The organism is Amphritea sp. HPY, assembly GCF_050870985.1.
Lineage (GTDB): Bacteria > Pseudomonadota > Gammaproteobacteria > Pseudomonadales > Balneatricaceae > Amphritea.
Genome location: NZ_CP194015.1, coordinates 2,462,948 through 2,484,888, shown reverse-complemented (window position 1 = coordinate 2,484,888; position 21,941 = coordinate 2,462,948). Strand labels below are relative to the sequence as shown.

Below are 21,941 nucleotides of genomic sequence, written 5' to 3'. Positions count from 1 at the left end.
TAATGTCCATTTTCAGAATATGGCTGTTTTACTAAGATAACCGTTTGATTCAGTAGTGTTTACGTAGCGTTTACTTAGTCTTTTAACGGCCATAGAAAATAATAAGCTCGTATGGTTTCGTCAGAGATGCGGTTCGGGCACAGGTTTGTTTATGACTGATTCAAACATCAAACGTACCACCTCTTCTGATTCAAATCGGGGTAAAGCCCGGACGATCGGCTTTCTGTTGCTGAATAATTTCACCATGATCTCCCTTGCATCAGCGGTTGAGGCCCTGCGCATGGCAAATCAGCTCAGCGGTGAAGAGCTCTATGCCTGGTATACCCTGACCGAGGATGGCGAGCCGATCAGTGCCAGCGATGGAATTAAGATCACCCCGGACGCCAGTATGTATGGCAACCTGAACCTGGATACGGTGATTGTGGCGGGTGGCGTCAATGTCATTAAGGCGTACAACAAGCGTCATATCAGCTGGCTGCAGGAGATGGACCGTAAAGGTTGTAAGTTGGGTGGTGTTTGTACAGGCGCTTATCTGCTGGCCGATGCCGGGTTGATGAACGGTTATGATTGCAGTACCCACTGGGAGTATCTGGCATCATTGCAGGAAGCATTCCCTAAAGTGAACTGTTCTAATCGTCTGTTTAGTATCGACCGCACGCGTATGACCTGTACCGGAGGCACTGTGCCGCTGGATATGATGCTCAATATGATCAAACAAGAGCATGGCTACCAGCTTTCAGCGGCGATCTCAGAGATGTTCATCTGTGAGCGTATCCGTGATGAAAGTGATCAGCAGAAAGTGCCACTGCGCCATGTGTTAGGCACTACTCAGCCGAAACTGGTGGAAGTGGTGGCACTGATGGAAGCGAATATCGAAGAAGTGATCGAGATGGACGAGCTGGCCCACTATGTTGGCCTGTCCCGTCGTCAACTAGAACGCCTGTTCCAGAAATACCTGGAATGCTCACCCTCCAAGTATTACCTCAAGTTACGCCTGCTCCGTGCCCGCCAGCTGCTGAAGCAGAGCACCATGCCGATTATCGATATCGCTGCGGCCTGCGGTTTCGTCTCAACGCCACATTTCAGTAAATGTTATCGCGAACAGATGGGGCTGCCACCGAGTGAAGAGCGTGGCGCTAAAAACCAGGTTGTGGATGGCGATGGCTCTAAGGTTGCAGTTAAGGCTAAACCTAAACTTAAACCGGTGGTTAATCCTAAGGGATCGCTGTCAGCCGGTGCTTTCAGTGAAGCTAAAACGGAATCAACCTTTGGTTCGGTTAATCTGAAGGATAAGGGCTGATTTCTGTCCCCTGACCGAGTACCGATCTGCCCGTTGCTCCTGCTGCAAGGATCTTACCTGATTGTGAGCTTTCCTGTAAGCCAGCCGCCAACGGGGGTGATAAGTGCCGTCAGGAGTTATTTGCAGGTTTCCTGATTTCTAAGAGTTTTTTAGGAGAACTATATCCCATCTGAGGGGGAGGTGACGGTGTACAGGTTAAGAGCATCTATTGTAGAATTCAGTAATTTCTAGCATTAATGAATTATGAGTATTGCATATTCAGGTTTTTGTTAGGGTTCTGTTCTCGGAGGGAGTATGGTTGGTTTTCTTGATTTTTTTAATGCACGGCGACGAATTAAAAGGAATTTTAAAAGAGAGCTTGGCTATTCCCCTAATCTTAAAAACCCTCAAACTTATTGCGAAAAAATACAATGGCTTAAGTTGAATCACAATGCCAATGATCAACGTATTATTGAACGGGCGGATAAGTATTTAGTCAGAAAGTTTATTGAAGAACAGGGGTTTGCTGAATATCTGGTAACGCTATACGGATGTTGGGATAGGCCTGAGGATATAGATTGGGACGATTTACCCGATAAACTTGTTTTAAAGTTAAATAATGGCTCTGGAACAGGCTATATGTGGCTTGTAGAGAAGAAGTCTGAGTTTGATAAGGATGGTTTTTTAACTGAAGTAAAAGAGAGAATGCAGCATAAATATGGCTATAAAAAAGGTGAGTTTCACTATGGGCAAATGCCGGTCAAGATTATTGCCGAAGCGTACCTTGGTGATATAGAAAAACCTGTAACTGAGTATAAGTTTTACTGCTTTCATGGCCAGATTGGATTCATCTCTGTCCAGCAGGGACGGTTTCTGGATGATCATGTGAGGGAATATTACAACACTGAATGGGAAAGATCCCCGGTTGAGTTTTATGGCGATGTCTCCCGTCCGGAGAAACCCTTCGAAAGACCCGATACCTTGCACAATATGGTCATTATGGCGGAGACCCTGAGTAAGGGCTATCCCCATGTTCGTGTGGATTTATACAATGCCGATGGAAAGATCTATTTTGGCGAGCTTACTTATACATCTACGGACGGTTTAACCCAATGGAAGCCGCAATCACTGGATTTGAAATTTGGAAAGCTTATGGATATTCATAATATCTCCCATTAACGTTGCAACCGCCGTGCTTCATATGTGAGATGATTATCTATTAAATGTTTTTTTGGGGGGGGGATGAAAATTTTTGATGTTTTTAATGCGCGTCGTAGAATAAAGAGAAACTTTAAAAGGGAGCTTGGCTATCCACTTAATCTTAATGATCCTCAAACCTATTGTGAAAAAATACAATGGCTCAAGTTGAATCATAATGTCAATGATCGGCGTGTTATTGAACGTGCAGATAAATATCTAGTCCGAGAGTATATTAAAGAGGCGGGGTTTTCTGATTGTTTGATAAAGCTATATGGTGATTGGGATAGACCTGAAGATATTGATTGGGAAATGTTGCCTGATCAGTTTGTTTTTAAAATTAATAATGGATCAGGTCCACGGTACTGCTGGATCGTGGATGATAAAAATACTTTCAATATTGAACGGTTTCTTTCAGAAGTAAAAGAAAGGATGAATGATAAGTACGGTTATAGAAATGGTGAGTTTCACTATAGTAAAATGCCGACGAAAATCATAGCTGAGCAACTGCTAAAAGAAGATCAGGGACCCATTAAAGACTACAAGTTCTATTGCTTTAATGGGCTGGTAGCTTTTCTCTCTGTTGAAGAGGGAAAGTTTGAAGGACGACATATAAGAGACTATTACAATACGCAATGGGAAAAACATCCAGTTGATTTTTTTAATGATGTTCCCCGCCCTGAAAATCGCTTCAAAAAGCCAGATAATTTTAACAGTATGGTGGCTATGTCTGAAGCACTGAGTAAAGACTACCCTCACATTCGTGTTGATTTGTACAATGTCGATGGTGTTGTCTATTTTGGTGAACTTACTTTCACGCCGGAGAACGGGATGACTCAGTGGAAACCTCGATCATTAGATTTTGAATATGGAAAATTGATGGATCTTAATTGTATTCCACAATGAATTGATTTTATTTATGGATAGAGATATGGATTTTTTTATAGATGATAGTTTTGAATCATTTAAACGGCTCAGAACAGTAAAAGCCTTTTCTCCTGGAGATGTTGTTATTGATCTATCAGGATCTGAAGAACAGGCAGAACCAGACTATATGTCGATTGATCTAGGCGGTATACATATATACCATCCGGTTGGTCGATATATAAATCATAGCTGCGATCCAAACTGCTATGTTGATCAGGATAGGAAAGTAATTTTTGCGCGCGGTACTATTGCTCCGAATGACGAAGTGACATTTAACTATATGGAAACTGAGCGGAAAATCGTTGCGCCTTTTGACTGTAGCTGCGCTTCAGATAAATGCCAGGTCCGCATTGAAAAATAGCAATATAATAAGGGAGGTTAGGGTCTCCGGGGCCGATGGAAATCGGTCTATCTGGTTGAATAGTTTGTCATAATTAAAACTTTCAGACCTATAGTACTCTCCCTCTAAGTATTGCCTCAAGCTAAGATTGCTTAGTCCCCGTCAGTTGCTTAAGCAGAGCAGCATGCCGATTATCGATATCGCTGCGGCCTGCGGTTTCGTCTCAACGCCACATTTCAGTAAATGTTATCGCGAACAGATGGGGCTGCCACCGAGTGAAGAGCGTGGCGCTAAAAACCAGGTTGTGGATGGCGGTGGCTCCAAGGTTGCAGTTAAGGCTAAACCTAAACTTAAACCGGTGGTTAATCCTAAGGGATCGCTGTCAGCCGGTGCTTTCAGTGAAGCTAAAACGGAATCAACCTTTGGTTCGGTTAATCTGAAGGATAAGGGCTGATACCTGACACTCACTTTTGTTAGAGTGTTAACTTATAGATGCGGCTATTTAAAGGCGCTGTTTAAAGCAGCTTAATCCTGTGAGGTCTCACCTCCTCGGCATCAACCTGTCTGTTTGAAAATTCACCCGTAGCCTCAACGGCAAGACTTCCTGATGAGGTAGTTTCTTGCGTCAGTCAGGTGAAATTGCCGGGTTCAATATATACTGGAAAGCTAGCAAAGGATTTGCGTACACGTTGATATTCTAACTAAAGCCTGACCTGGCCAATGTGATGGCAGAGAACCTGATAGGACTTTTACTGTTCTTCTTTAGGGTCTGAAGATGAAAAAAAGGATTGGAAAAGAGCACGTCGCGCCATGGGAAAAGGCTTTTGAGAGGGTGTTAACGCCCCTTGAAGACTTTATTCGCCGCCAGACTACCAGTGGCATTCTGCTTATGCTGTGTGCAATTGTGGCGCTCTATGTTGCCAACAGCGAATGGAGTGACGCTTATCACCACTTATTGGAGAAGCCGCTTACGATAGGCATGGAAGGATTCCAGCTATCCAAATCGCTGCATCACTGGATCAATGATGGTTTGATGGCTGTGTTTTTCTTCGTCATCGGATTGGAGCTTAAACGTGAAATTCTGGTGGGGGAGCTTGTCGACCCTAAACAGGCGCTACTTCCGATAATCGCGGCCGCAGGTGGCATGCTGGTACCTGTTCTTATCTACATAAGCATCAACCCGCAGGGGCACACTTTTGATGGCTGGGGTGTGCCGATGGCAACCGATATTGCCTTTGCTCTGGGTACCCTGGCACTGCTGGGAAATCGGGTACCCAAAAACCTGCTTACATTCCTCGTGGCCCTTGCGATTGTAGATGATCTGGGTGCAGTCTTAGTAATAGCGCTATTTTATACCGAAACACTGAATTTCTATGCCTTGGCTATTGCAGCTACCTTGTTGTTGCTATTGATATCATTGAATCTCGGGGGAGTTCGCCGTCCTTTACCTTATATCCTGCTGGGTGTGGTGCTCTGGGTCGCAATGTTGAAGAGTGGTGTCCATGCAACTCTCGCCGGGATCTTTCTGGCCTTCACTATTCCCATGCGCCCGAAATATGATCCTGATCGCTTTTTATCGCAGGTTAATGTGATGCTTAGGCAGATTAAACGGGCCTATCGACTTGAAAAGAACATCGTTAAGAATGATGAACTGCGATCTCTGGTTCGAGCCTTAGGAGAGGGTATACAGCGGGTACAGGCGCCTGCTCAGATTCTGGAACGCAAGATGCACATACCATCTGCCTATGTTGTCATCCCTATTTTTTCCCTGGCCAATGCAGGTATTCCTATCGATTGGTCAACTTTTGGTGATACTGTCACTCACCCGGTCTCGATGGGTATAGCAGCAGGTTTGGTTGTCGGAAAACTGATCGGTATTGCTGGTTTTTCCTGGGTTGCCGTCAGGCTTGGTTTAACCTCTCTCCCGAATGGATTGAACTTCAGGCACATTGTCGGCGTTGGATTGATGGGGGGGATCGGCTTTACCATGTCGATATTTATTGCGGAACTTGGCTTTGCTCATCATGCTCAGGATCTGCTGATGGCTAAAACCGGGGTACTGCTAGCATCAATCATAGCCGGGCTTTCGGGTTTTCTCTGGCTGTATTTTACCTTTGAGAACAGTAGGAAATCGGAATCCTGATAATATTATCCGTGCATAATTTATCATTCATACGAGCTACCGTTATTGGAACTCAGATTTAACGGGGGCAGTGCTTTAGCTCCCTGGAACGCTCAGAGTTTGCTACGGCGCTTATTGCTTGAATCCAGCGTTCGGCCTTAAATTTCCTCTGTTTTGTTGTGGTAATAATTCATCAGACACTGGGATAAGCCCTGTGTGGTTTCTTTATTCTGCTGTTACTTAAGTGATTAATCAGGAATTGACTGGCGGAGGAATAAGCACAAACTTACCCACATGTTTTTTCTCGAGAAATTCCTTTTGTGCTTCCGCGATGGAAGCCAGAGGGAAGGTCTTAGCCAGCACCGGCCAGATCTCCCCCTGTTCTATGTATCTCACGAGGTTTGGGAATACCGGCTCATCCCACGCAGTGGTTCCGATCAGTGTTATATCTTTTAAGTACATATCACGCATATCAAGATCGACAATGGGCCCTGCAATAGCGCCTGATGAAACGAACCTGCCGCCGCGCTTCAATACTTTGAGCATGGCCGGAAACTGGCTTCCAGCGACGTTATCCACTACTACATCGACGGATTGCTCTCCCAGCTCTGCCAACAGATCCGCGGACCGGCCTAATAGCTTATCGGCACCGATTTCAGCTACAGCAGCATGCTTCTCTTCGCCAGCAATAGCAATAACCCTCGCACCTCTGCGTTTGGCCAGCTGTACCGTCGCAGAACCTACACCACCGGAAGCACCAGTGATAAGAACCGTTTCACCCGCCTTCAGTCTGGCTCTGTGCAACATATTTTCGGACGTTCCGTAGGCGCAGGGAATCGTACCCAGCTCAGCATCAGTCCAGTCACAGGTAATGGGAAATACTTCGCTTGCACGGACTTTCACATATTGAGCGAAAGCCCCATCAAAATCAGACCCTATCCAGATGTTATCCAATGAGTTAAAACCCTGCTCACGGATACAAGGACGGATCAGTACGCGTTTACCTATGAGATTACTGTCTACATCTGTGGCGGTACTAACGACCTGTCCACAGCAGTCGGTACCTTGAATAAATGGGAACGGCGTCTGTTTGTTCCAGCCACCATCGGTGCTCTGAAGGGCTGAACTGTTATTTAGAGTTTTATCTGAAGTTTCATCAGAAGCGTTATCAGAGGTTTCATTGGTAGATTGACTGACCGATGAGGAATACCAGCCAAGGCGGGTATTTATCTCAGTGTTATTAACACCTGCGGCCAGCACTTTTATCAACACTTCACCCGGCATGATTTCAGGAATAGCGATATCTTTATAGACCAGCTTTTCGTATCCGCCATTGCCGGTTGTGACTATCGCTTTCATTAAACTACTAGCCATATTTCCTTATTCCTGGGGGCTGTGACATGCCCGTTGCGTATGCCTGGAAAGTTAAGCCTGGGAGATTTCATCCTAAGGTCTCTAGCGCACTCAGGCAAGCCGGATTGCTCATCGTTCATAGTGCGACAATTGGTCTCACGCCGATAGTCAGTCAATTCGTTAAAATATTCATACTGGGTGATCAGTCGCGTCTCTCATCTAATGATAGAGAGTGCGGTGATTGGCTCATCTCGGCTATTTGGTAATACGTCACAATTGCATTATTTTTTAAGGATTAACTTGATGAAACCATTACTCCCCGTTGTATTGCTGGCAGCTGCGGCTATCAGCTGTGGATTTTCAACCGCTGCTGTCGCTCATGCCTCTCTGGAAACACAGTCGGCCGCCGTCGATAGTCATTATAAAGGTGTGATGAAGATTGGCCATGGCTGTAAAGGAAGCCCTACGCAAACCGTCAGAATCCTTCTGCCGCTGGAGATACGAAAAGCCAAGCCTATGCCCAAAGCCGGATGGACATTGGAAACGGTTAAGAAAACGCTGGATGAGCCTTTCGATTACTATGGCAAAACCGTCACCGAGGATGTACGTGAAATCATCTGGAGCGGTGGCAATTTATCGGATGACTTCTTCGATGAATTTGTGTTCAGTGCAAAACTGGCCGGTGAACCTGGGCAGACGCTCTATGTAAATACAATTCAGGAGTGTCCGGATGGTGAGAACAGATGGACTGAGATTCCTGAAGAGGGCCAGGACAGCCATGACCTGAAGTCTCCTGCTCCTGTCCTGCAACTGACCGAGAAACATCACAATCACTAAGGAGCCTTAAACAGAGCCAAAGATATAGAGTCCAGAAAAATAGACTCAGGCTAGCCTTGTTAAAATAGACTCGTTAATAAAGGCTCGAAGTGGCGTTAAAACACGTGACTTCGAGCCTTTTTAGCCTGAACGGTATCGTTGCGACAAAATTTTTATCGGTCAGCTCATTTAGCCATTGCGCCATGCACCAACGAGACACTCGGCTTGTCAATTCTTCAGGGTGCGAAAGAAAGGGTGAAATTTAAACCATTGCCTAAACTAAGCATATATATGAGCCAGGTAATGTGAGGTGATTACGATGAATAGCGGCCAGATGCTGAAGTATTCAGGTTGTCTGCCTTATCTGTTGCTGGGGCTGTTGCTGCTACCGTATGGCGTGGTTGCCGATGAGAGGCGCTTTCTGACGAGTTATGATGAGTTTGTGCCCCATCCGGAGATCAAAAATGCGCAGTACTGGCTTAAACCCGGCGTCAGCTTTCAGGATATTGCGGCATACAATAATTTCTTGTTGCTGCCGATTCAGGTTTTGTATGCGCGGGATGAACAGCACAACGCTATTTCACCGGATAAGGTCAAGACAGTAACAGACTACTTTCGAGTAAGCCTGGAAACTTCACTGGCTCCGGAGTATCGGCTGGTTGATAGTCCGGCAGCAGGTGTGGCTGTGATTCGTGCTGCGCTTTCTGGCGTCCGCCAGAGTAATGAGATGCAGCTGGAAGGAGGGCAGATACCTGTTGAAGTATTGTTGTCAGATCTTAACGATACACCGGAAATGGCTGCAGCAAAGGCGGTGCACATTATAACGGCGGTTTTAGAGTTAGAAATATACGATGCGGTAAGTGGTGAGCGTCTGTTTGCGCTTATCGATCAGCAGAGTGAGCAGGAGCCTGGACTGGCGGCTGAGCAGCGTTCGTTCGAAGCCATTAAGGTTGTGCTCGATAATTGGTCCGCCAGGTTCAGAAAAGGCCTTGGCAAGCATCGCTAGTCTGTGAAAGTTTTTCTGCCGGTATTGAAACAGTAGCACCGGAAAGCAATGATAAAATCCACAAAACATCCGCTTATGCCCCCTGCAAAAAATTAAATATTTATGTCCGGTATAACCTCAAGATGTTGACGGCAGTAGTTCACCAGGCAATCAGTTAACTGCTGACTTATATCCGTTGTCAGATTCCAGGAATGCCAGTACAGCGGCACTTTAATGACTTTACCGGGCGCTACTTCCTGTAACTTACCGGTGTCTCTCAATCTCTTACTTTGCTCATCCGGGACCATGCCCCAGGCATAACCACGGGCGATCAGGTCCATAAAGCTTTCGGTGGAAGGAACCCGATGGCAGGGGTAATCGTCGTTGTCATCGAAGCTGAAAAAGGTCTGAAGATAGCGATCCTGTAGTTCGTCTTTTTGATTAAATTCAACAGCAGGCGCACGTAGCAGGGCTTCTTTATCGATGCCAGCAGAAAAGTATTGCTGCATATAATCGGCGCTGGCCAGTGCCCGGTAGTGGGTAAAGCCCAGAGGCGTACATCTGCCGCCTTGCATCGGCTGATCGCTGGCGCTGATACAGCCGATGACCTCGCCCTGACGCAAGAAGTTGTGAGTCTGGTCCTGATCATCTACGCGCAGCTCCAGCAATACATTATTCTCCCTGAGCAGTGGCTCCAGTGCATCGAGAAACCAGGTTGCCAGGGTGTCGGCATTGAGACCGATCGCCAATTTACTAAAGCCTTTTGCTTTGGCTTCGCCGAGTGATGCGATCAGCTCATTTTGAAGCAGATTGATCTGGCGGTAATGGCGCAACAGTTTCTGTCCAGCTGCTGTCGCATGCAGTGGCTGGCTGCGAATGATCAGCAACTGGCCGACGGATTCTTCCAGCTGTTTAACCCGTTGCGATACTGCAGACTGGGTCAGGTATAACCGGCGCGCCGCTTTATCAAAACTTTGCTCTTCGATAACAGTAGCGAAGGCCTGTAGTTGACGGTAATCGATCATCAGCTTTGTAATTACTTGGCTATTGAGTGATATTAATTATTTTAATGTAAGTTAAATATTATTAGTTTTACTAACTAAAAGCGATTGCTTAAGCTCGGTCACCTGAACCAATTGATGAGTAATAACGATGATCTCCAGCCTGCTTTCGTTACCTGCACCATTTTTTACCGGGTTAGCAACCAGCGCCGGACTGATCATCGCTATCGGTTCACAAAATGCTTTCGTGCTTAGTCAGGGCGTGCGTCGTGAGTATCACTGGCCGATTGCGGGCCTGTGTGGAATGCTTGATGCGATTTTGATCACTCTGGGTATAGCCGGTATGGGGGTATTGATCAGTGAATCGCCACTGTTATTAATGCTGGTTACCTGGGGTGGGGCACTGTTTCTTCTATGGTACGGTGCTAACGCGCTACGTTCAGCGTTGAAATCTGAAACCCTTGATATCAAAAGGGGAGGTTTGAAATCACTGCGATCGGCGTTACTGACGACCCTGGCGCTGAGTCTGCTTAACCCCCATGTGTATCTCGATACCGTGATCCTGCTGGGCAGTATCGGTGGACGTTATCCGGAGGAGGGGCGTTACTGGTTTGGCGCGGGGGCGGCACTGTTTTCGTTTATCTGGTTCTTCAGCCTGAGCCTCGGAGCCCGCTGGTTGGCACCATTGTTTCGCAAGCCGATCGCCTGGCGGATTCTCGATGGTTTAGTTTGTGTGATGATGTGGACACTGGCGGGGTTGCTTATAGCGGACGGTTTAAGCTAGACCGCCGAACAAGTTCGGCTCGCTAGAACGCGGCTTCGCCGCTGCTAGAATGGAAGGTTGGCCTTCCTGCTAGTGGCTAGAAAAAGCATAAACCCCCTCTGAATCAGAGTTGGTATTGATGGGCTACTATAATTGTTTCTGTTGAATTATTTTTTGTTGATCTATAAGCGTTGCCGGGGATTATTATGAAGATTATTGCGTTTGCCGGAAGTAATCACAAAGCATCGATTAATAAACAGCTGGTGGAATATGCAGCTGATTTGTTAAATAAAGCCGATGTTGAAGTGCTGGATCTGAATGACTATGAACTGCCTCTGTATAGTCAGGATAAAGAAGAGGAGATAGGCCACCCACGGTTGGCCAAAGACTTCCTGGCCAAGATCGGCGAAAGTGACGGCATCATTATCTCTTTTGCCGAGCATAACGGTTCCTATTCCGTTGCCTATAAAAACATATTTGACTGGTGTTCCCGGATCGAGCCTAAAGTGTTTCAAAAGAAGCCGATGGTGCTTCTGTCTACCTCGCCAGGCTCTATGGGCGGCGCCACTGTGTTAGCCGCCGCAGTCAATTCAGCGCCATATTTTGATGGTGTTGTTAAAGCCAGCCTGTCTATCCCGAGTTTCTATGACAATTTTGATTCAGACAAACAGTTGCTCAAGCATCCTGAACTCAATGAGCAACTCAAGGATGCTGTCAGTCATCTGAATCATTTGAAGTAGAAAAGCCACCTCCGGGTAGTCCAGGGCGGTTTTTTAGATTTCATCAATCGGCAGAATGGGCTCTTTATCCCTTGCCGGTTGCCGTTTGCAGCAGGCGCCAGCCGGGCATGCGGACTCCCAGAATCAGTGCGTTACCTGATAGCACTAATATCAGGCCGGTAATACTGCTCAGACTCCATTGATAGCCTTCGAATACCGTAGACAGACTCAGCGCGACCACCGGGAACATCACCGTGGCGTAAGCCGCTTTGTTAGCCCCGATGCGGCCTACTAAAGAGAGGTAGGCGGTAAAGCCGATGATGGTGCCGACAATCGCCAGGTAGAACAGGCTACCTAGATAGCGCGGGCTGTTGTCCCACATCAGAGGGGTGCCGGTTATCGCCAGTAATGCTGCAAGAAACAGGGTGCCGTAAATCATTGCATAGGCGTTACTGGTCAGAGGCTTCAGGCCATTTTTACTGTGGCGCAGAGAGATCATATTGCCGAGTGAGAATAGATAAGTGCCCAGCATGCCCAGTCCAATGCCTTTGAGGTCAGCCAGTCCGGCGTCGTTGCGGCCCGGTTCCGGCTGACTAAGCTCCGGCCAGAACATCAGGCCCAGCCCGAAGACTCCGATAACCCCTGCGATAAATACCACGGGAGTAGGGCGCTCGCCCCAGAAAAGACGGCTATTGAAGGCGTTGAACAGTGTAGCGGAGGAAAATATCACCGACAGCAAACCACTGGATATAGTGAGTCCTGCGGTATAGAAGCAGACAAAGTTCATAGAAAACAGGCACATGCCCTGCAATATCATAAAGCCGTGATCGTTCCGGCTGGTGGCTTGTACCTTCCTGCTCAGGTAAAGCAGTGGTAATAGCAACGAGGCGGCGATGGCAAAGCGGTAAAAGACCGAAGCCAATACCGGAACATCGCCCAGTTGCCAGTGGATAGCGATCCAGGTGGTGCCCCAGATCAGTACAGTATTCAGATATAAAAATGCGTTCATAATGTTCTCCTGAGGCATATATTACGGTTGCCGCTGTGGCGGAGATATCACGATCTTGCGTTTTTGTTCTGATCTTGCGGTTGACTCAACCGGAGATGAATTTTTATGCAGGCGCTGCGCAGCCCGGCGATGCTAGACTAGTCGAATGAATTGTCAAACCTCCTTACAACATGCTCCCCGGCATCCGGACTTGTCAGCAGAGCAACGCATACAGCTGCCTTCGAGCCGGGTGGACGATACATTGTCTGCCTCCAATGCGGTGCGGCGTAATCTTTGTGAATTACCCGGCGGGGTGAGTTTCGCCCATTGGGCTAACGATTGGGATCGGGTTAGTTATCAGAACCTCAATCATCATACCCTCAGTATTTACCTGCAGGGCGGTGGATCGCAGATTCGACGCAGTGACCTGCCGCAGCTAAAGGGTGAACCGGGCAGTGTGTGTTTGTTTCCGGTGGGACATGACTCGCGGTGGGAGATCGATAGCCATCTGGAGTTCGTGCATCTCTATTTTAGCGATGATGCTTTACGTCAGCTGGCACTCACCGCGCTTGATCTCGATCCTCGCTGTATCGAGTTGCCAGACCTGACCTACGCCAGTGATCCGCAGCTGGTTCAGATGCTGCACCGTCAGGTATTAGCATCACAATGGCAGGACAGCAGTGATCGTCTGGCGCTGCAACAGAGCAGTGAGGCGATGTTGTTACACCTGCTCAAGCACTATGTTCGCCTGGGCTCTGCTCCGGAGCTGTTTCGTGGAGGGCTGACCCGTGCGGTACGTGATCGGATCATCGAATACATGCGGTGCAATATCGCGAATGCGATTTCGCTTGAGGAACTGGCGCTGGTGGCGCAATTGAGTCCGTTCCACTTTAACCGGATGTTCCGTATCAGTATGGCCTGTACCCCGCACCAGTACCTGACACAATTACGGATCGCGCATGCGAAGCAGTTGTTGGCAGCACCTTCAGCAAATAAAGAGCCCTTAGCTAATAAAGAGCCCTCTGCTAATGAAGAGCCCTCAGCTAATGACGAGCCCTCAGCTAATGAAGAGCGCCTCTCGCTGGCAAGTATCGGGCTAAAGTGTGGTTTCAGTAATCAGAGTCATTTCGGACGAATCTTTAAACAACATGTCGGTGTGACGCCGGCACAGTACCGTAAGGCTATACGTTAACCTGGCTTATGAATTTTCTGCAATCGTTCGTCAGTAGGCTTGATCGCCTCCGGTCAGGGGCACGAAGCGAACGGGTAATCGTTTCTTGGTACTAACCGAGCCATCTTTAGCTTTATAAATATCCAACAGTTGCTGGCCTATTCCGTGAAAGCCAACCGGGATGATCAGATGGCCCCCCGGTGCCAGCTGGTCGATCAGGGGTTGTGGGATCTCTTCCGGAGCGGCGGTGACGATGATGCCGTCATAAGGTGCCTGATCTGCCCAGCCAAAGTGACCATCGGCCTGGATCACCTGCACATTGTGGTAGCCCTGTTCTTTCAGTAGTCGGCGAGCACTGTCGGCCAGGGGAGAGATAATCTCCAGACTGATGACCTGCTTTACGAGTAGTGACAGCACTGCGGCCTGATAACCACTGCCGCAGCCGACTTCCAGAACTTTTTGATGGGACTGCGGTTCCAGCAGGTCGGTCATCACCGCGACCATATAAGGTTGCGAAATGGTTTGCCCATAACCGATCGGCAAAGGGTTGTTGTCATAGGCTTGATCCAGCAGGGCGGGATCAACAAAAACATGGCGTGGAACCCGCCGCATCGCATCAATAACGCTATCTGAAAGCGTGTGGCGACCGATCATTTCGGCCGTGTAGCGGACCTCCAATTCGATATCTTCTATCATCTGTCGCATCGGTATGCCTCGATTGGATCTCCAATTGTATATTGCAGTGCTTCAGCATCTTTAATGATAGGCCAGAGAAGCAAGTTACAGAATAGCTATATATGAAGGCCGCTCAGTGAGCGGAAGACAATCGTTGTTATGGGGAGGGAAATGTTCATCATTTCCTGAATGAGCGGCTAAAACTCCTTTGTCAGACCAAGGCGTATATACTCTCGTCGGAACCGGTAGAGATCCAGGTTGGAATCATGTGAAATAACTCCGGCAATGAAGCGCATGGCAAGGCCCTGCCATTGCCAGTTTCGATTGACTAGTTCTAACTCAATCAGTTTCTCTTTATCGTGGCGTTTGATAGCAAAAAACGGATCAATACCATCGTAGCTAAGATCAGAGTATTCCAGACTGATCCCTGTAATAAGCCCCCCTGGCCATTCATAAAGGTATCTTCCTGATAATACAGGCGATGTGAATGAATAGGATTGTTCATCCGCATCATGGTTTATCATGCCAAGACCCAGCTGCCAGCGGCTCACAGGCGTATCAGCATATAGCCAGTGGACAGCAATGCTGTGATGTAAGCTGGTCAGATATGTATAGTCTGAGTAGTTCAGCTGTTTGAGGTCATATCGGATCACCCAATCAGTGTTAGCGCTGAGTTTATGATGATCAGAAACAGCTAAAGCCAGTCCATCGTATAAAGATTTGTCACCGTAGCTACTCGTGTGACCACCTGCTTCGGCAGTGAAGGTGTGGTTTATAAATCGAAAATGTTTACCGCCCATCAGTTGCAAATAGGACCAGTTCAGCCTGTTGTCCTGAAACTTACTTGCCTCTAATCTGGCTCGGCCATATATCGTCGGATCAGATGGAACCGGCCATTTAGCATCGCCGGTGAAGGCTACCCCCCATGATTTTCTGGCTTTGGCATTTTCATTTAAGCGATATTTAAAGCCGGCAATATTAATCACCTCAGAGGAGGTAGAGTGAGTGGGATTGCTATCGGATATCAGGTCTAAGGAAAAGCTAAACCTCATACTGCGTTCGCGTATATCTCTCAGGAAATTCCGGACATTCCAGCTTACCTTTTCTGGCAAGGGAGCTGCGAGAGCCTGTTCAAAATGATAGCTGGCAGCTTGATAGTCTCTTGCTTTGTATAAGGCCCGAGCCAACTCAAGACGTGGCCGTAATAAAGAAGGATCGGAAATCAGCAGCTGCCTGAACTCTGCTGCAGCTGAGTTATAGTTGCCCTCCTGATAATACAGAGCGCCGGATAAGAAAATAATCTGGTTCGGTGGCTCAGGTTTTTCCCTGAGTGTCCGGATTATTGTGGCGGCCTCTGAAAAACGACCGGTCTCAAACAGCTGAGTGGCGATACCTATCTGTTCACGAGTAGTTTGCCCACTTGCTATTACAATAGTGGGGCAGGTCAGTATGACGGATATGAACAAAACGGTGAGCATAGCGAGGGCGTTGTCAGAGAGAGTACTCTGCGTTGTTACTCCAGGGTAGTGGGTATCGCGCAGAAGTCGATCAGGGTAATGGTATTTCTTTGGCACCGAAGCCACCCAGCATGCTTTCTAAACCACTACCATTAAGATCAAAAGTTCCTCCGATCTCTTCAGCATTAGAACCATAGAAGCGACCTGTGGCTGTGCCGCTCAATGATCCATTGTTTGTTAACGTGCCTGTGAATTGATTGCTGCCGGCGTTATAAAACAGATTACCGGTTAGATTCAGATCATCTCTTGAAGTAATACCAACCGGATTATCATTGATCGCTGTAGTACCAGAGGTAGTAAAACTTATACTTCTTGCGGCGAAGTTTGCTTCGGCCGTTAAAGCGGAATCAAAAAGGAGCAGTTTTCCATCAGCGTCTGTATAGAAACCTGAGGCCAGGCCTTCATAAGTCGCACCGTCTTCTGTCGGTATACCGAAAGCAGGCGATGCTCTGCCTACAGAGACAACTCCCCTCTGGGTCGTAATAGTAGTATCTGAAACCGAAATATCCTGCCAGACGCCAAAGGTTTGATAGTTCCAGCTAAGCGATGTGTCATCCGGATTAGCGATTACAAAGGTTTGTGTACTGTCCGGATTAGATACAAACAACGCGCTATTAGAGAGAAACAAACTTACATCAGGGATAAAAAAAATGTCGCCACTGGCTTCACTCCATGACAGGTTTGCTTCCGCTGATTCGAGGGTTAATGCACTTAGCGCCCGTGAAGCGTCATAATCAAATGTTAAATTCGTATTATCGGTGTCTTGTGTGGCCGGGGAGATACTTGTTACTTCACCAGTTGATGCATCTTTAGTCTCTGTTGCTGTTTGGGAAATCCCATCAGCAATAACTTCCTGGTTTGCCTTTATGTCGCTAAATGAAGAGAAGTTTAGCGTAGGTTTTACAAAGCCTTTACCGCCACCACCGCAGGCAGCCAGTAGCAGGCTGGCGCCAAGTGAGAATATAATCGCACTGAAATTCCTATACTTCATAACTCCAGTCCTTACCGGAAGTCCCAGGTTTATTGTACTCGCTCACCGTACCACTTGGTTTGCCCGGGGTGACTACAACGAAACAAACTTCCGTTCACGTTCTGGGAGTAATGCGATCAGCACTTAAGAAAAGGTTAGTAACGATATCCGGATATTGAAAGGGCGGCATTTGCCAAGGTATGGGTCACTGTAGGCGGAGTTTCCGATCGTTTTAAGAGAAAATCCACGGCCTGAATAGAAAAAAACACAGTCTAAGGTGCTTTGTAGTGCTGATAGTTTTACGAAATAATTCCTTTTTCCCCGGACTGTTCTAGTATTCAGGCAATGGGAATTGACGTGGTTAGGAATATTATGGAAAACAATAACGAAACCGCCGTAACAAACGATGCTGAAAAAAACAGTCCTGAAGAACGCAGTATCTGGTGGCGGTTACTGTATATGGTGTTATTCACAATCTTGTACAGTGTCGCCGAAGTGGTACTGGTGGCGGTAGTCGTGTTCCAGTTTATTGTGCTGTTGGTCTTCAAAAAACCTAACGATAGGCTGCTCACCTTCGGTCAGAGCCTGAGCACCTATGTTTACCAAATTTTGAGCTTTCTGACCTTCAATAGCGAAACCCACCCATACCCGTTCGCGCCCTGGCCAAAAGGAACCCCGGAACAGAACGATGATAACGACTGAAATAGTCGTTACTCAGTAAAGCCCCGGCATATCTTACGAAGCCGAAAATCAGAATCTCATCCGAACAAGGTTAAGAAGGCTTTTACGCTTTTTCTAGCCACTAGCAGCGGCAAAGCCGCGTTCTAGCGAGCCGCGAAGCGGCGCTCTAGCCACTTTTACCCGATAATCCCCTAAATTCCAGCCCCTGAAATCCCACGCCAACCTCCACAAATTCAGACTCTGGTGCCAACTCCGTCGCTTTTGGTATCGAGTGGGTCGTTTCCAGCCTCTTGTCCGTTTTACCGAAAACTTACACTGAACTTAACGCTGGGAAACTCCCTTGGAGCTTTCCCTATTGCCCGGCCGTGAGATTTTAAACGGGCCTGATAAGAGTTAATACAGAAGGATAATAAGAATGAACGCAGCTGAACTGCACAACGACTCCATCGTTATTGATGGTCTGATCTGCGCCAAGTGGGAGCGCGCCCTATTTGAAGATATGGCTAAGGGTGGTCTGACCGCAGCCAACTGCACGGTCGCTTTCTGGGAAAACTTTGAAGGTACTGTGCGCAACATCGTTGAGATGAATGAGCTGATCGAAGAGAGCAGTGACTTGCTGATGAAGGTGCGTACCACCGAGGATATCTTCCGTGCTAAGCATGAAGGTAAGACCGGTGTGATGATGGGCTTCCAGAATGCGAATGCCTTTGAAGATCAGATCGGCTACGTGAAAATATTCAAGGATCTGGGCGTGGGTATTGTACAAATGTGCTACAACACCCAGAACCTGGTTGGCACCGGCTGCTACGAGCGCGATGGCGGCCTGTCCGGTTTTGGTCGTGAAATCGTTGCCGAGATGAACAAGCATGGCATGTTGTGCGACCTGTCTCATGTTGGCCCTAATACTGCCAGGGAAGTGATCGACGAATCAAACAAGCGGGTAGCCTACTCGCATTGCCTGCCTTCTGGTCTGAAAGAGCACCCACGTAACCGCTCTGATGAAGAGCTTAAATATATCGCTGATAACGGCGGCTTCGTTGGCGTAACTATGTTTACTCCATTCCTGCGTGCCGGTGTTAATGCGACTGTCGACGATTACGTTGAAGCGATCCGTTATGTCTACAACATCGTTGGCGAAGACGCGATTGGTATCGGCACTGACTTTACTCAGGGCCACGGTCACGATTTCTTCGAATACCTGACTCACGATAAGGGCTATGCCCGTCGCCTGACCCGCTTCGGCGAGATCATTAACCCACTGGGTATCCGTACTGTAGGTGAGTTCCCGAACCTGACTGAAGCATTGCTGCGCGATGGGTTCTCTGAGAGCCAGGTGCGCAAGATTATGGGTGATAACTGGGTAGACCTATTGAAAGACGTTTGGGGCGAGTAAAGCTACAGCCCTCGTAACGTTAGGAAAATGGTTGATTTTGAATTTAGCAGTAATTGAAAAATAAAAAGATTTTGAGGTAGAGAACTATGGGTGTACATGCGCCAGAAATGCCAATCGAAGTAAATGATGAAACCGGAGTATGGACTACCGACGCACTGCCAATGTTGTACGTGCCGCGTCACTTCTTTGTAAACAACCACATGGGTATCGAGGAAGAGATCGGTGCTGAGCGTTATGCCGATATCCTGTACAAGGCGGGTTATAAATCAGCTCATTACTGGTGTGAAAAAGAAGCTGCCGAGCACGGTTTCTCCGGCGCTGAAGTATGGCACCACTATATGAAGCGTCTGTCGCAGCGCGGCTGGGGTTTCTTCGTTACTGAAGAACTGGATCTGGAAGCGGGTACCGCCAAAGTACGCCTGGAAAACTCTGCCTTCGTTTACCAGTACGGCAAAGTGAATCGTAAGGTCGACTACATGTTTACCGGCTGGTTCGCTGGCGCAATGGATCAGATCGCTGAAAGCCTGGGCTACGAAGTCCGGACTAAGGCTGAGCAGACCCAGTGTGGCGCTGAAGATGGCTGCGATGTGGGTTACTTCGAAGTAACACCATTGTAAGTACGTCTGGCCAGAACAAATAAAGACAAGAGTTACTGCAGGTCCACAGAGGCCTGTTAAGAATAAATAAACACTGGCACAAGGATCGCTTTAAAGCGCAGTAGCTTTAAAACGATCCGTCCAGTTAAGAATAAGGTGGGGTTCCCGACCATGTCCCAGTTTGATGTACTGTTTGAGCCATTAAAGATTAACAACCTGACTATCCGTAACCGTATTGTCAGTACCGCTCACGCCGAGGTCTATGCGACCGATGGTGGTATGACTACTGACCGTTACGTGAAGTATTACGAAGAGAAGGCCAAAGGTGGTTGTGGTCTGTCTATCTGTGGTGGTTCCAGTGTGGTGTCTATCGATAGTCCACAGAGCTGGTGGAGCTCAGTCAACCTGTCGACTGATCGGATTATCCCGCATTTCCAGAATCTTGCCGATGCTGTGCATAAGCACGGTGGCAAGATCATGATTCAGATTACCCACATGGGACGTCGCTCCCGTTGGGATGGTGGTGAATGGCCTAACCTGATGTCACCATCAGGCATCCGTGAGCCGGTTCACCGTGCGACTTGTAAGACGATTGAAGAGGAAGAGATCTGGCGTGTAATCGGCGACTTCGCGCAAGCGGCCCGTCGTGCTAAAGAGGGTGGCCTGGACGGTGTTGAGCTGTCTGCAGTACACCAGCACATGATCGATCAGTTCTGGTCGCCACGGGTTAACAAGCGTACGGACCAATGGGGCGGAAGCCTGGAAAACCGTATGCGTTTCGGCCTTGAAGTGCTGAAAGCGGTACGTGCTGAGGTTGGTCGTGATTTTGTTGTTGGTATCCGCATGTGTGGCGATGAGTTCCACCCGGACGGTCTGAGCCATGACGATCTGAAACAGATCGCCAAGTACTACAACGATACCGGCCTGCTGGATTTCTTCGGCGTGGTAGGTTCCGGTTGTGATACTCACAACACCCTGGCGAACGTTATTCCTAACATGAGCTACCCGCCTGAGCCGTTCCTGCACCTGGCGGCTGGTATTAAAGAAGTCGTTGATGTGCCGGTTATCCATGCCCAGAACATCAAAGATCCGAACCAGGCGAAGCGTATTGTTGAAGCCGGTTATGTCGATTTTGTAGGTATGACCCGTGCGCATATTGCAGATCCGCACCTGATCGCCAAGATCAAGATGGATCAGGTTGATCAGATCCGTCAGTGTGTCGGTGCTAACTACTGTATCGACCGTCAGTACATGGGTCTGGATGTGTTGTGTATCCAGAACGCTGCGACCTCCCGTGAGCACAAGGGTATGCCGCATATCATTGAAAAAACCACCGGTGTTAAGCGCAAGGTGGTGATTGTTGGTGGTGGCCCTGGTGGAATGGAAGCGGCGCGGGTTGCTGCTGAGCGGGGCCATGATGTGACGCTGCTTGAAAAAGCGGAAGAGCTGGGTGGTCAGATCACTATCGCTGCGAAAGCACCGCAACGTGATCAGATGGCGGGTATCACCCGTTGGCTTGCGATGGAAATTGAACGTCTTGGTGTTGATCTGCGACTGGGAACTGATGCCAATGCCGATGTTATCCGCGACCTTAAGCCGGATGTTTGTATTCTGGCTACCGGCGGCCGTCCATTTGTCGATCAGAACCCTGAGTGGGGCGCGGCAGAAGGTTTGAGCGTATCTACCTGGGATATTCTGAACGGCAAGGTTGAGCCGGGCAAGAATGTTCTGATCTATGACACTATCTGTGAGTTCTCCGGTATGTCGGCGGCAGATTACCTGGCATCCAAAGGTTCAATGGTTGAGCTGGTAACCGACGATATCAAGCCTGGCGTGGGTATCGGCGGTACTACATTCCCGACTTACTACCGAAACCTGTATGAGAAAGAGGTAATTATGACCTCTGACATGATTCTCGAAAAAGTCTACCGTGAAGGCGAAAGCCTGGTGGCGGTACTCGAGAACGAATACACCGGTCAGCGTGAAGAACGGGTTGTCGATCAGGTTGTGGTCGAGAACGGTATCCGGCCTAACGAAGAGTTGTATTACGAGCTGAAATCAGAGTCTAGCAATAAGGGTCAGATCGACAACGAAGCGTTGTTTGATTCTGTCGCTCAGCCGGTACTGGCTGAGGCAGGCGAAGGCATGATTCTGTGGCGTCTGGGTGATTGCGTTTCGCAGCGTAATACTCATGCCGCAATCTATGATGCCCTGCGCCTTTGCAAAGATCTCTGATCGTATCTGAGCTATTGCGCTTGGAATTGCGGCGTTAAAAGTTTACGGCTGGTGCTCACATAGCGCTGCTATGCTCCGCTCATCCGTAAGCTTTATGTCTTGCACTTCCTGCGCTCATAACGCTCAGCTACGACCAGCTCGATTAAATACGCTTGTGCCTGCCCTGTTTGTTAGTGAACTTAAGGGCTGGTCAGTAAGAATAACAGGGCAGGT

At 48.1% G+C, this 21,941-nt stretch carries 21 protein-coding genes; 15 read left to right on the top strand and 6 right to left on the bottom strand.

Annotation, left to right across the window (positions count from 1 at the left end; all coding sequences use genetic code 11):
• The first annotated feature begins 151 nt into the window (after positions 1 to 151).
• From ACQUQM_RS11165 to nhaA, 6 genes are all read left to right on the top strand, one after another.
• The gene (locus ACQUQM_RS11165) at positions 152 to 1,300 is read left to right on the top strand and encodes a GlxA family transcriptional regulator (protein WP_432474577.1); all 1,149 of its coding nucleotides are present in this window, start codon (positions 152 to 154) and stop codon (positions 1,298 to 1,300) included.
• Between the two features lie 294 nt (positions 1,301 to 1,594).
• Complete coding sequence (locus tag ACQUQM_RS11160) at positions 1,595 to 2,458, top strand: ATP-grasp fold amidoligase family protein (protein WP_432474576.1); 864 nt, start codon at positions 1,595 to 1,597, stop codon at positions 2,456 to 2,458.
• A gap of 63 nt (positions 2,459 to 2,521) precedes the next feature.
• Positions 2,522 to 3,382 (top strand): ATP-grasp fold amidoligase family protein, encoded by an 861-nt coding sequence (locus ACQUQM_RS11155; RefSeq protein WP_432474575.1) that lies wholly within the window; start codon positions 2,522 to 2,524, stop codon positions 3,380 to 3,382.
• 25 nt (positions 3,383 to 3,407) lie between these two features.
• The gene (locus tag ACQUQM_RS11150) at positions 3,408 to 3,764 is read left to right on the top strand and encodes an SET domain-containing protein-lysine N-methyltransferase (RefSeq protein ID WP_432474574.1); all 357 of its coding nucleotides are present in this window, start codon (positions 3,408 to 3,410) and stop codon (positions 3,762 to 3,764) included.
• Positions 3,765 to 3,891: 127 nt separating this feature from the next.
• Positions 3,892 to 4,197 carry a helix-turn-helix domain-containing protein gene (locus ACQUQM_RS11145; protein ID WP_432474573.1) on the top strand — a complete coding sequence of 102 codons (306 nt, stop codon included), beginning with the start codon at positions 3,892 to 3,894 and terminating at the stop codon, positions 4,195 to 4,197.
• Positions 4,198 to 4,518: 321 nt separating this feature from the next.
• Entirely contained in the window at positions 4,519 to 5,886 is a 1,368-nt protein-coding gene (gene nhaA, locus ACQUQM_RS11140) for a Na+/H+ antiporter NhaA (protein WP_432474572.1), read from the top strand.
• A gap of 231 nt (positions 5,887 to 6,117) precedes the next feature.
• Here the strand turns inward: nhaA and ACQUQM_RS11135 are convergent, their stop codons facing one another.
• A complete protein-coding gene (locus tag ACQUQM_RS11135) occupies positions 6,118 to 7,239 on the bottom strand; it encodes an alcohol dehydrogenase family protein (RefSeq protein ID WP_432474571.1) in 1,122 nt (373 codons plus the stop codon).
• A 282-nt stretch (positions 7,240 to 7,521) separates the two neighbouring features.
• On the opposite strand from ACQUQM_RS11135, the gene ACQUQM_RS11130 reads away from it, so the two are divergent.
• A complete protein-coding gene (locus tag ACQUQM_RS11130; protein ID WP_432474570.1) occupies positions 7,522 to 8,055 on the top strand; it encodes a YcnI family copper-binding membrane protein in 534 nt (177 codons plus the stop codon).
• 298 nt (positions 8,056 to 8,353) lie between these two features.
• Positions 8,354 to 9,040, top strand: a complete 687-nt coding sequence (locus ACQUQM_RS11125; RefSeq protein WP_432474569.1) for a DUF3313 family protein — start codon at positions 8,354 to 8,356, stop codon at positions 9,038 to 9,040.
• A gap of 92 nt (positions 9,041 to 9,132) precedes the next feature.
• Here the strand turns inward: ACQUQM_RS11125 and ACQUQM_RS11120 are convergent, their stop codons facing one another.
• A complete protein-coding gene (locus ACQUQM_RS11120; protein WP_432474568.1) occupies positions 9,133 to 10,044 on the bottom strand; it encodes a LysR family transcriptional regulator ArgP in 912 nt (303 codons plus the stop codon).
• Between the two features lie 127 nt (positions 10,045 to 10,171).
• On the opposite strand from ACQUQM_RS11120, the gene ACQUQM_RS11115 reads away from it, so the two are divergent.
• On the top strand, positions 10,172 to 10,804 hold the full coding sequence (locus ACQUQM_RS11115; RefSeq protein ID WP_432474567.1) for a LysE/ArgO family amino acid transporter: 633 nt from the start codon (positions 10,172 to 10,174) through the stop codon (positions 10,802 to 10,804).
• Between the two features lie 185 nt (positions 10,805 to 10,989).
• Positions 10,990 to 11,523, top strand: a complete 534-nt coding sequence (locus ACQUQM_RS11110) for an NADPH-dependent FMN reductase (RefSeq protein WP_432474566.1) — start codon at positions 10,990 to 10,992, stop codon at positions 11,521 to 11,523.
• A gap of 64 nt (positions 11,524 to 11,587) precedes the next feature.
• Here ACQUQM_RS11110 and ACQUQM_RS11105 read toward each other — a convergent pair whose 3' ends face one another.
• On the bottom strand, positions 11,588 to 12,511 hold the full coding sequence (locus ACQUQM_RS11105) for a DMT family transporter (protein ID WP_432474565.1): 924 nt from the start codon (positions 12,509 to 12,511) through the stop codon (positions 11,588 to 11,590).
• A gap of 145 nt (positions 12,512 to 12,656) precedes the next feature.
• Between ACQUQM_RS11105 and ACQUQM_RS11100 the strand changes: the two genes are divergently transcribed.
• Positions 12,657 to 13,682: a helix-turn-helix domain-containing protein gene (locus ACQUQM_RS11100; RefSeq protein WP_432474564.1), complete on the top strand. Its 1,026-nt coding sequence runs from the start codon at positions 12,657 to 12,659 to the stop codon at positions 13,680 to 13,682.
• 30 nt (positions 13,683 to 13,712) lie between these two features.
• On the opposite strand, the gene ACQUQM_RS11095 is transcribed toward ACQUQM_RS11100, so the two are convergent.
• The 3 genes from ACQUQM_RS11095 to ACQUQM_RS11085 all read right to left on the bottom strand — a co-directional run bounded on the left by ACQUQM_RS11095 (position 13,713) and on the right by ACQUQM_RS11085 (position 16,844).
• On the bottom strand, positions 13,713 to 14,366 hold the full coding sequence (locus ACQUQM_RS11095; RefSeq protein ID WP_432474563.1) for a protein-L-isoaspartate(D-aspartate) O-methyltransferase: 654 nt from the start codon (positions 14,364 to 14,366) through the stop codon (positions 13,713 to 13,715).
• A 167-nt stretch (positions 14,367 to 14,533) separates the two neighbouring features.
• The gene (locus tag ACQUQM_RS11090) at positions 14,534 to 15,910 is read right to left on the bottom strand and encodes a surface lipoprotein assembly modifier (protein WP_432474562.1); all 1,377 of its coding nucleotides are present in this window, start codon (positions 15,908 to 15,910) and stop codon (positions 14,534 to 14,536) included.
• A complete protein-coding gene (locus ACQUQM_RS11085; RefSeq protein ID WP_432474561.1) occupies positions 15,885 to 16,844 on the bottom strand; it encodes a transferrin-binding protein-like solute binding protein in 960 nt (319 codons plus the stop codon). The genes ACQUQM_RS11090 and ACQUQM_RS11085 overlap by 26 nt, the downstream gene beginning before the upstream one ends.
• A gap of 351 nt (positions 16,845 to 17,195) precedes the next feature.
• Between ACQUQM_RS11085 and ACQUQM_RS11080 the strand changes: the two genes are divergently transcribed.
• The 4 genes from ACQUQM_RS11080 to dgcA all read left to right on the top strand — a co-directional run bounded on the left by ACQUQM_RS11080 (position 17,196) and on the right by dgcA (position 21,728).
• On the top strand, positions 17,196 to 17,525 hold the full coding sequence (locus tag ACQUQM_RS11080) for a DUF4389 domain-containing protein (RefSeq protein ID WP_432474560.1): 330 nt from the start codon (positions 17,196 to 17,198) through the stop codon (positions 17,523 to 17,525).
• A gap of 394 nt (positions 17,526 to 17,919) precedes the next feature.
• Positions 17,920 to 18,897 carry a dipeptidase gene (locus ACQUQM_RS11075; protein WP_432474559.1) on the top strand — a complete coding sequence of 326 codons (978 nt, stop codon included), beginning with the start codon at positions 17,920 to 17,922 and terminating at the stop codon, positions 18,895 to 18,897.
• Between the two features lie 86 nt (positions 18,898 to 18,983).
• Positions 18,984 to 19,514, top strand: coding sequence for a DUF5943 domain-containing protein (locus ACQUQM_RS11070; RefSeq protein ID WP_432474558.1), 531 nt, complete (start codon positions 18,984 to 18,986; stop codon positions 19,512 to 19,514).
• 150 nt (positions 19,515 to 19,664) lie between these two features.
• A complete protein-coding gene (gene dgcA, locus ACQUQM_RS11065) occupies positions 19,665 to 21,728 on the top strand; it encodes a dimethylglycine demethylation protein DgcA (RefSeq protein WP_432474557.1) in 2,064 nt (687 codons plus the stop codon).
• Positions 21,729 to 21,941: the final 213 nt, after the last annotated feature.

What these genes read in the sequence shown, in the direction of transcription:
- ACQUQM_RS11165 (WP_432474577.1), top strand. Translation starts at nt 152, where the DNA reads ATGACTGATTCAAACATCAAACGTACCACCTCTTCTGATTCAAATCGG.
- ACQUQM_RS11160 (WP_432474576.1), top strand. Translation starts at nt 1,595, where the DNA reads ATGGTTGGTTTTCTTGATTTTTTTAATGCACGGCGACGAATTAAAAGG.
- ACQUQM_RS11155 (WP_432474575.1), top strand. Translation starts at nt 2,522, where the DNA reads ATGAAAATTTTTGATGTTTTTAATGCGCGTCGTAGAATAAAGAGAAAC.
- ACQUQM_RS11150 (WP_432474574.1), top strand. Translation starts at nt 3,408, where the DNA reads ATGGATTTTTTTATAGATGATAGTTTTGAATCATTTAAACGGCTCAGA.
- nhaA (WP_432474572.1), top strand. Translation starts at nt 4,519, where the DNA reads ATGAAAAAAAGGATTGGAAAAGAGCACGTCGCGCCATGGGAAAAGGCT.
- ACQUQM_RS11135 (WP_432474571.1), bottom strand. Translation starts at nt 7,239, where the DNA reads ATGGCTAGTAGTTTAATGAAAGCGATAGTCACAACCGGCAATGGCGGA.
- ACQUQM_RS11130 (WP_432474570.1), top strand. Translation starts at nt 7,522, where the DNA reads ATGAAACCATTACTCCCCGTTGTATTGCTGGCAGCTGCGGCTATCAGC.
- ACQUQM_RS11125 (WP_432474569.1), top strand. Translation starts at nt 8,354, where the DNA reads ATGAATAGCGGCCAGATGCTGAAGTATTCAGGTTGTCTGCCTTATCTG.
- ACQUQM_RS11120 (WP_432474568.1), bottom strand. Translation starts at nt 10,044, where the DNA reads ATGATCGATTACCGTCAACTACAGGCCTTCGCTACTGTTATCGAAGAG.
- ACQUQM_RS11115 (WP_432474567.1), top strand. Translation starts at nt 10,172, where the DNA reads ATGATCTCCAGCCTGCTTTCGTTACCTGCACCATTTTTTACCGGGTTA.
- ACQUQM_RS11110 (WP_432474566.1), top strand. Translation starts at nt 10,990, where the DNA reads ATGAAGATTATTGCGTTTGCCGGAAGTAATCACAAAGCATCGATTAAT.
- ACQUQM_RS11105 (WP_432474565.1), bottom strand. Translation starts at nt 12,511, where the DNA reads ATGAACGCATTTTTATATCTGAATACTGTACTGATCTGGGGCACCACC.
- ACQUQM_RS11100 (WP_432474564.1), top strand. Translation starts at nt 12,657, where the DNA reads ATGAATTGTCAAACCTCCTTACAACATGCTCCCCGGCATCCGGACTTG.
- ACQUQM_RS11095 (WP_432474563.1), bottom strand. Translation starts at nt 14,366, where the DNA reads ATGCGACAGATGATAGAAGATATCGAATTGGAGGTCCGCTACACGGCC.
- ACQUQM_RS11085 (WP_432474561.1), bottom strand. Translation starts at nt 16,844, where the DNA reads ATGAAGTATAGGAATTTCAGTGCGATTATATTCTCACTTGGCGCCAGC.
- ACQUQM_RS11080 (WP_432474560.1), top strand. Translation starts at nt 17,196, where the DNA reads ATGGAAAACAATAACGAAACCGCCGTAACAAACGATGCTGAAAAAAAC.
- ACQUQM_RS11075 (WP_432474559.1), top strand. Translation starts at nt 17,920, where the DNA reads ATGAACGCAGCTGAACTGCACAACGACTCCATCGTTATTGATGGTCTG.
- ACQUQM_RS11070 (WP_432474558.1), top strand. Translation starts at nt 18,984, where the DNA reads ATGGGTGTACATGCGCCAGAAATGCCAATCGAAGTAAATGATGAAACC.
- dgcA (WP_432474557.1), top strand. Translation starts at nt 19,665, where the DNA reads ATGTCCCAGTTTGATGTACTGTTTGAGCCATTAAAGATTAACAACCTG.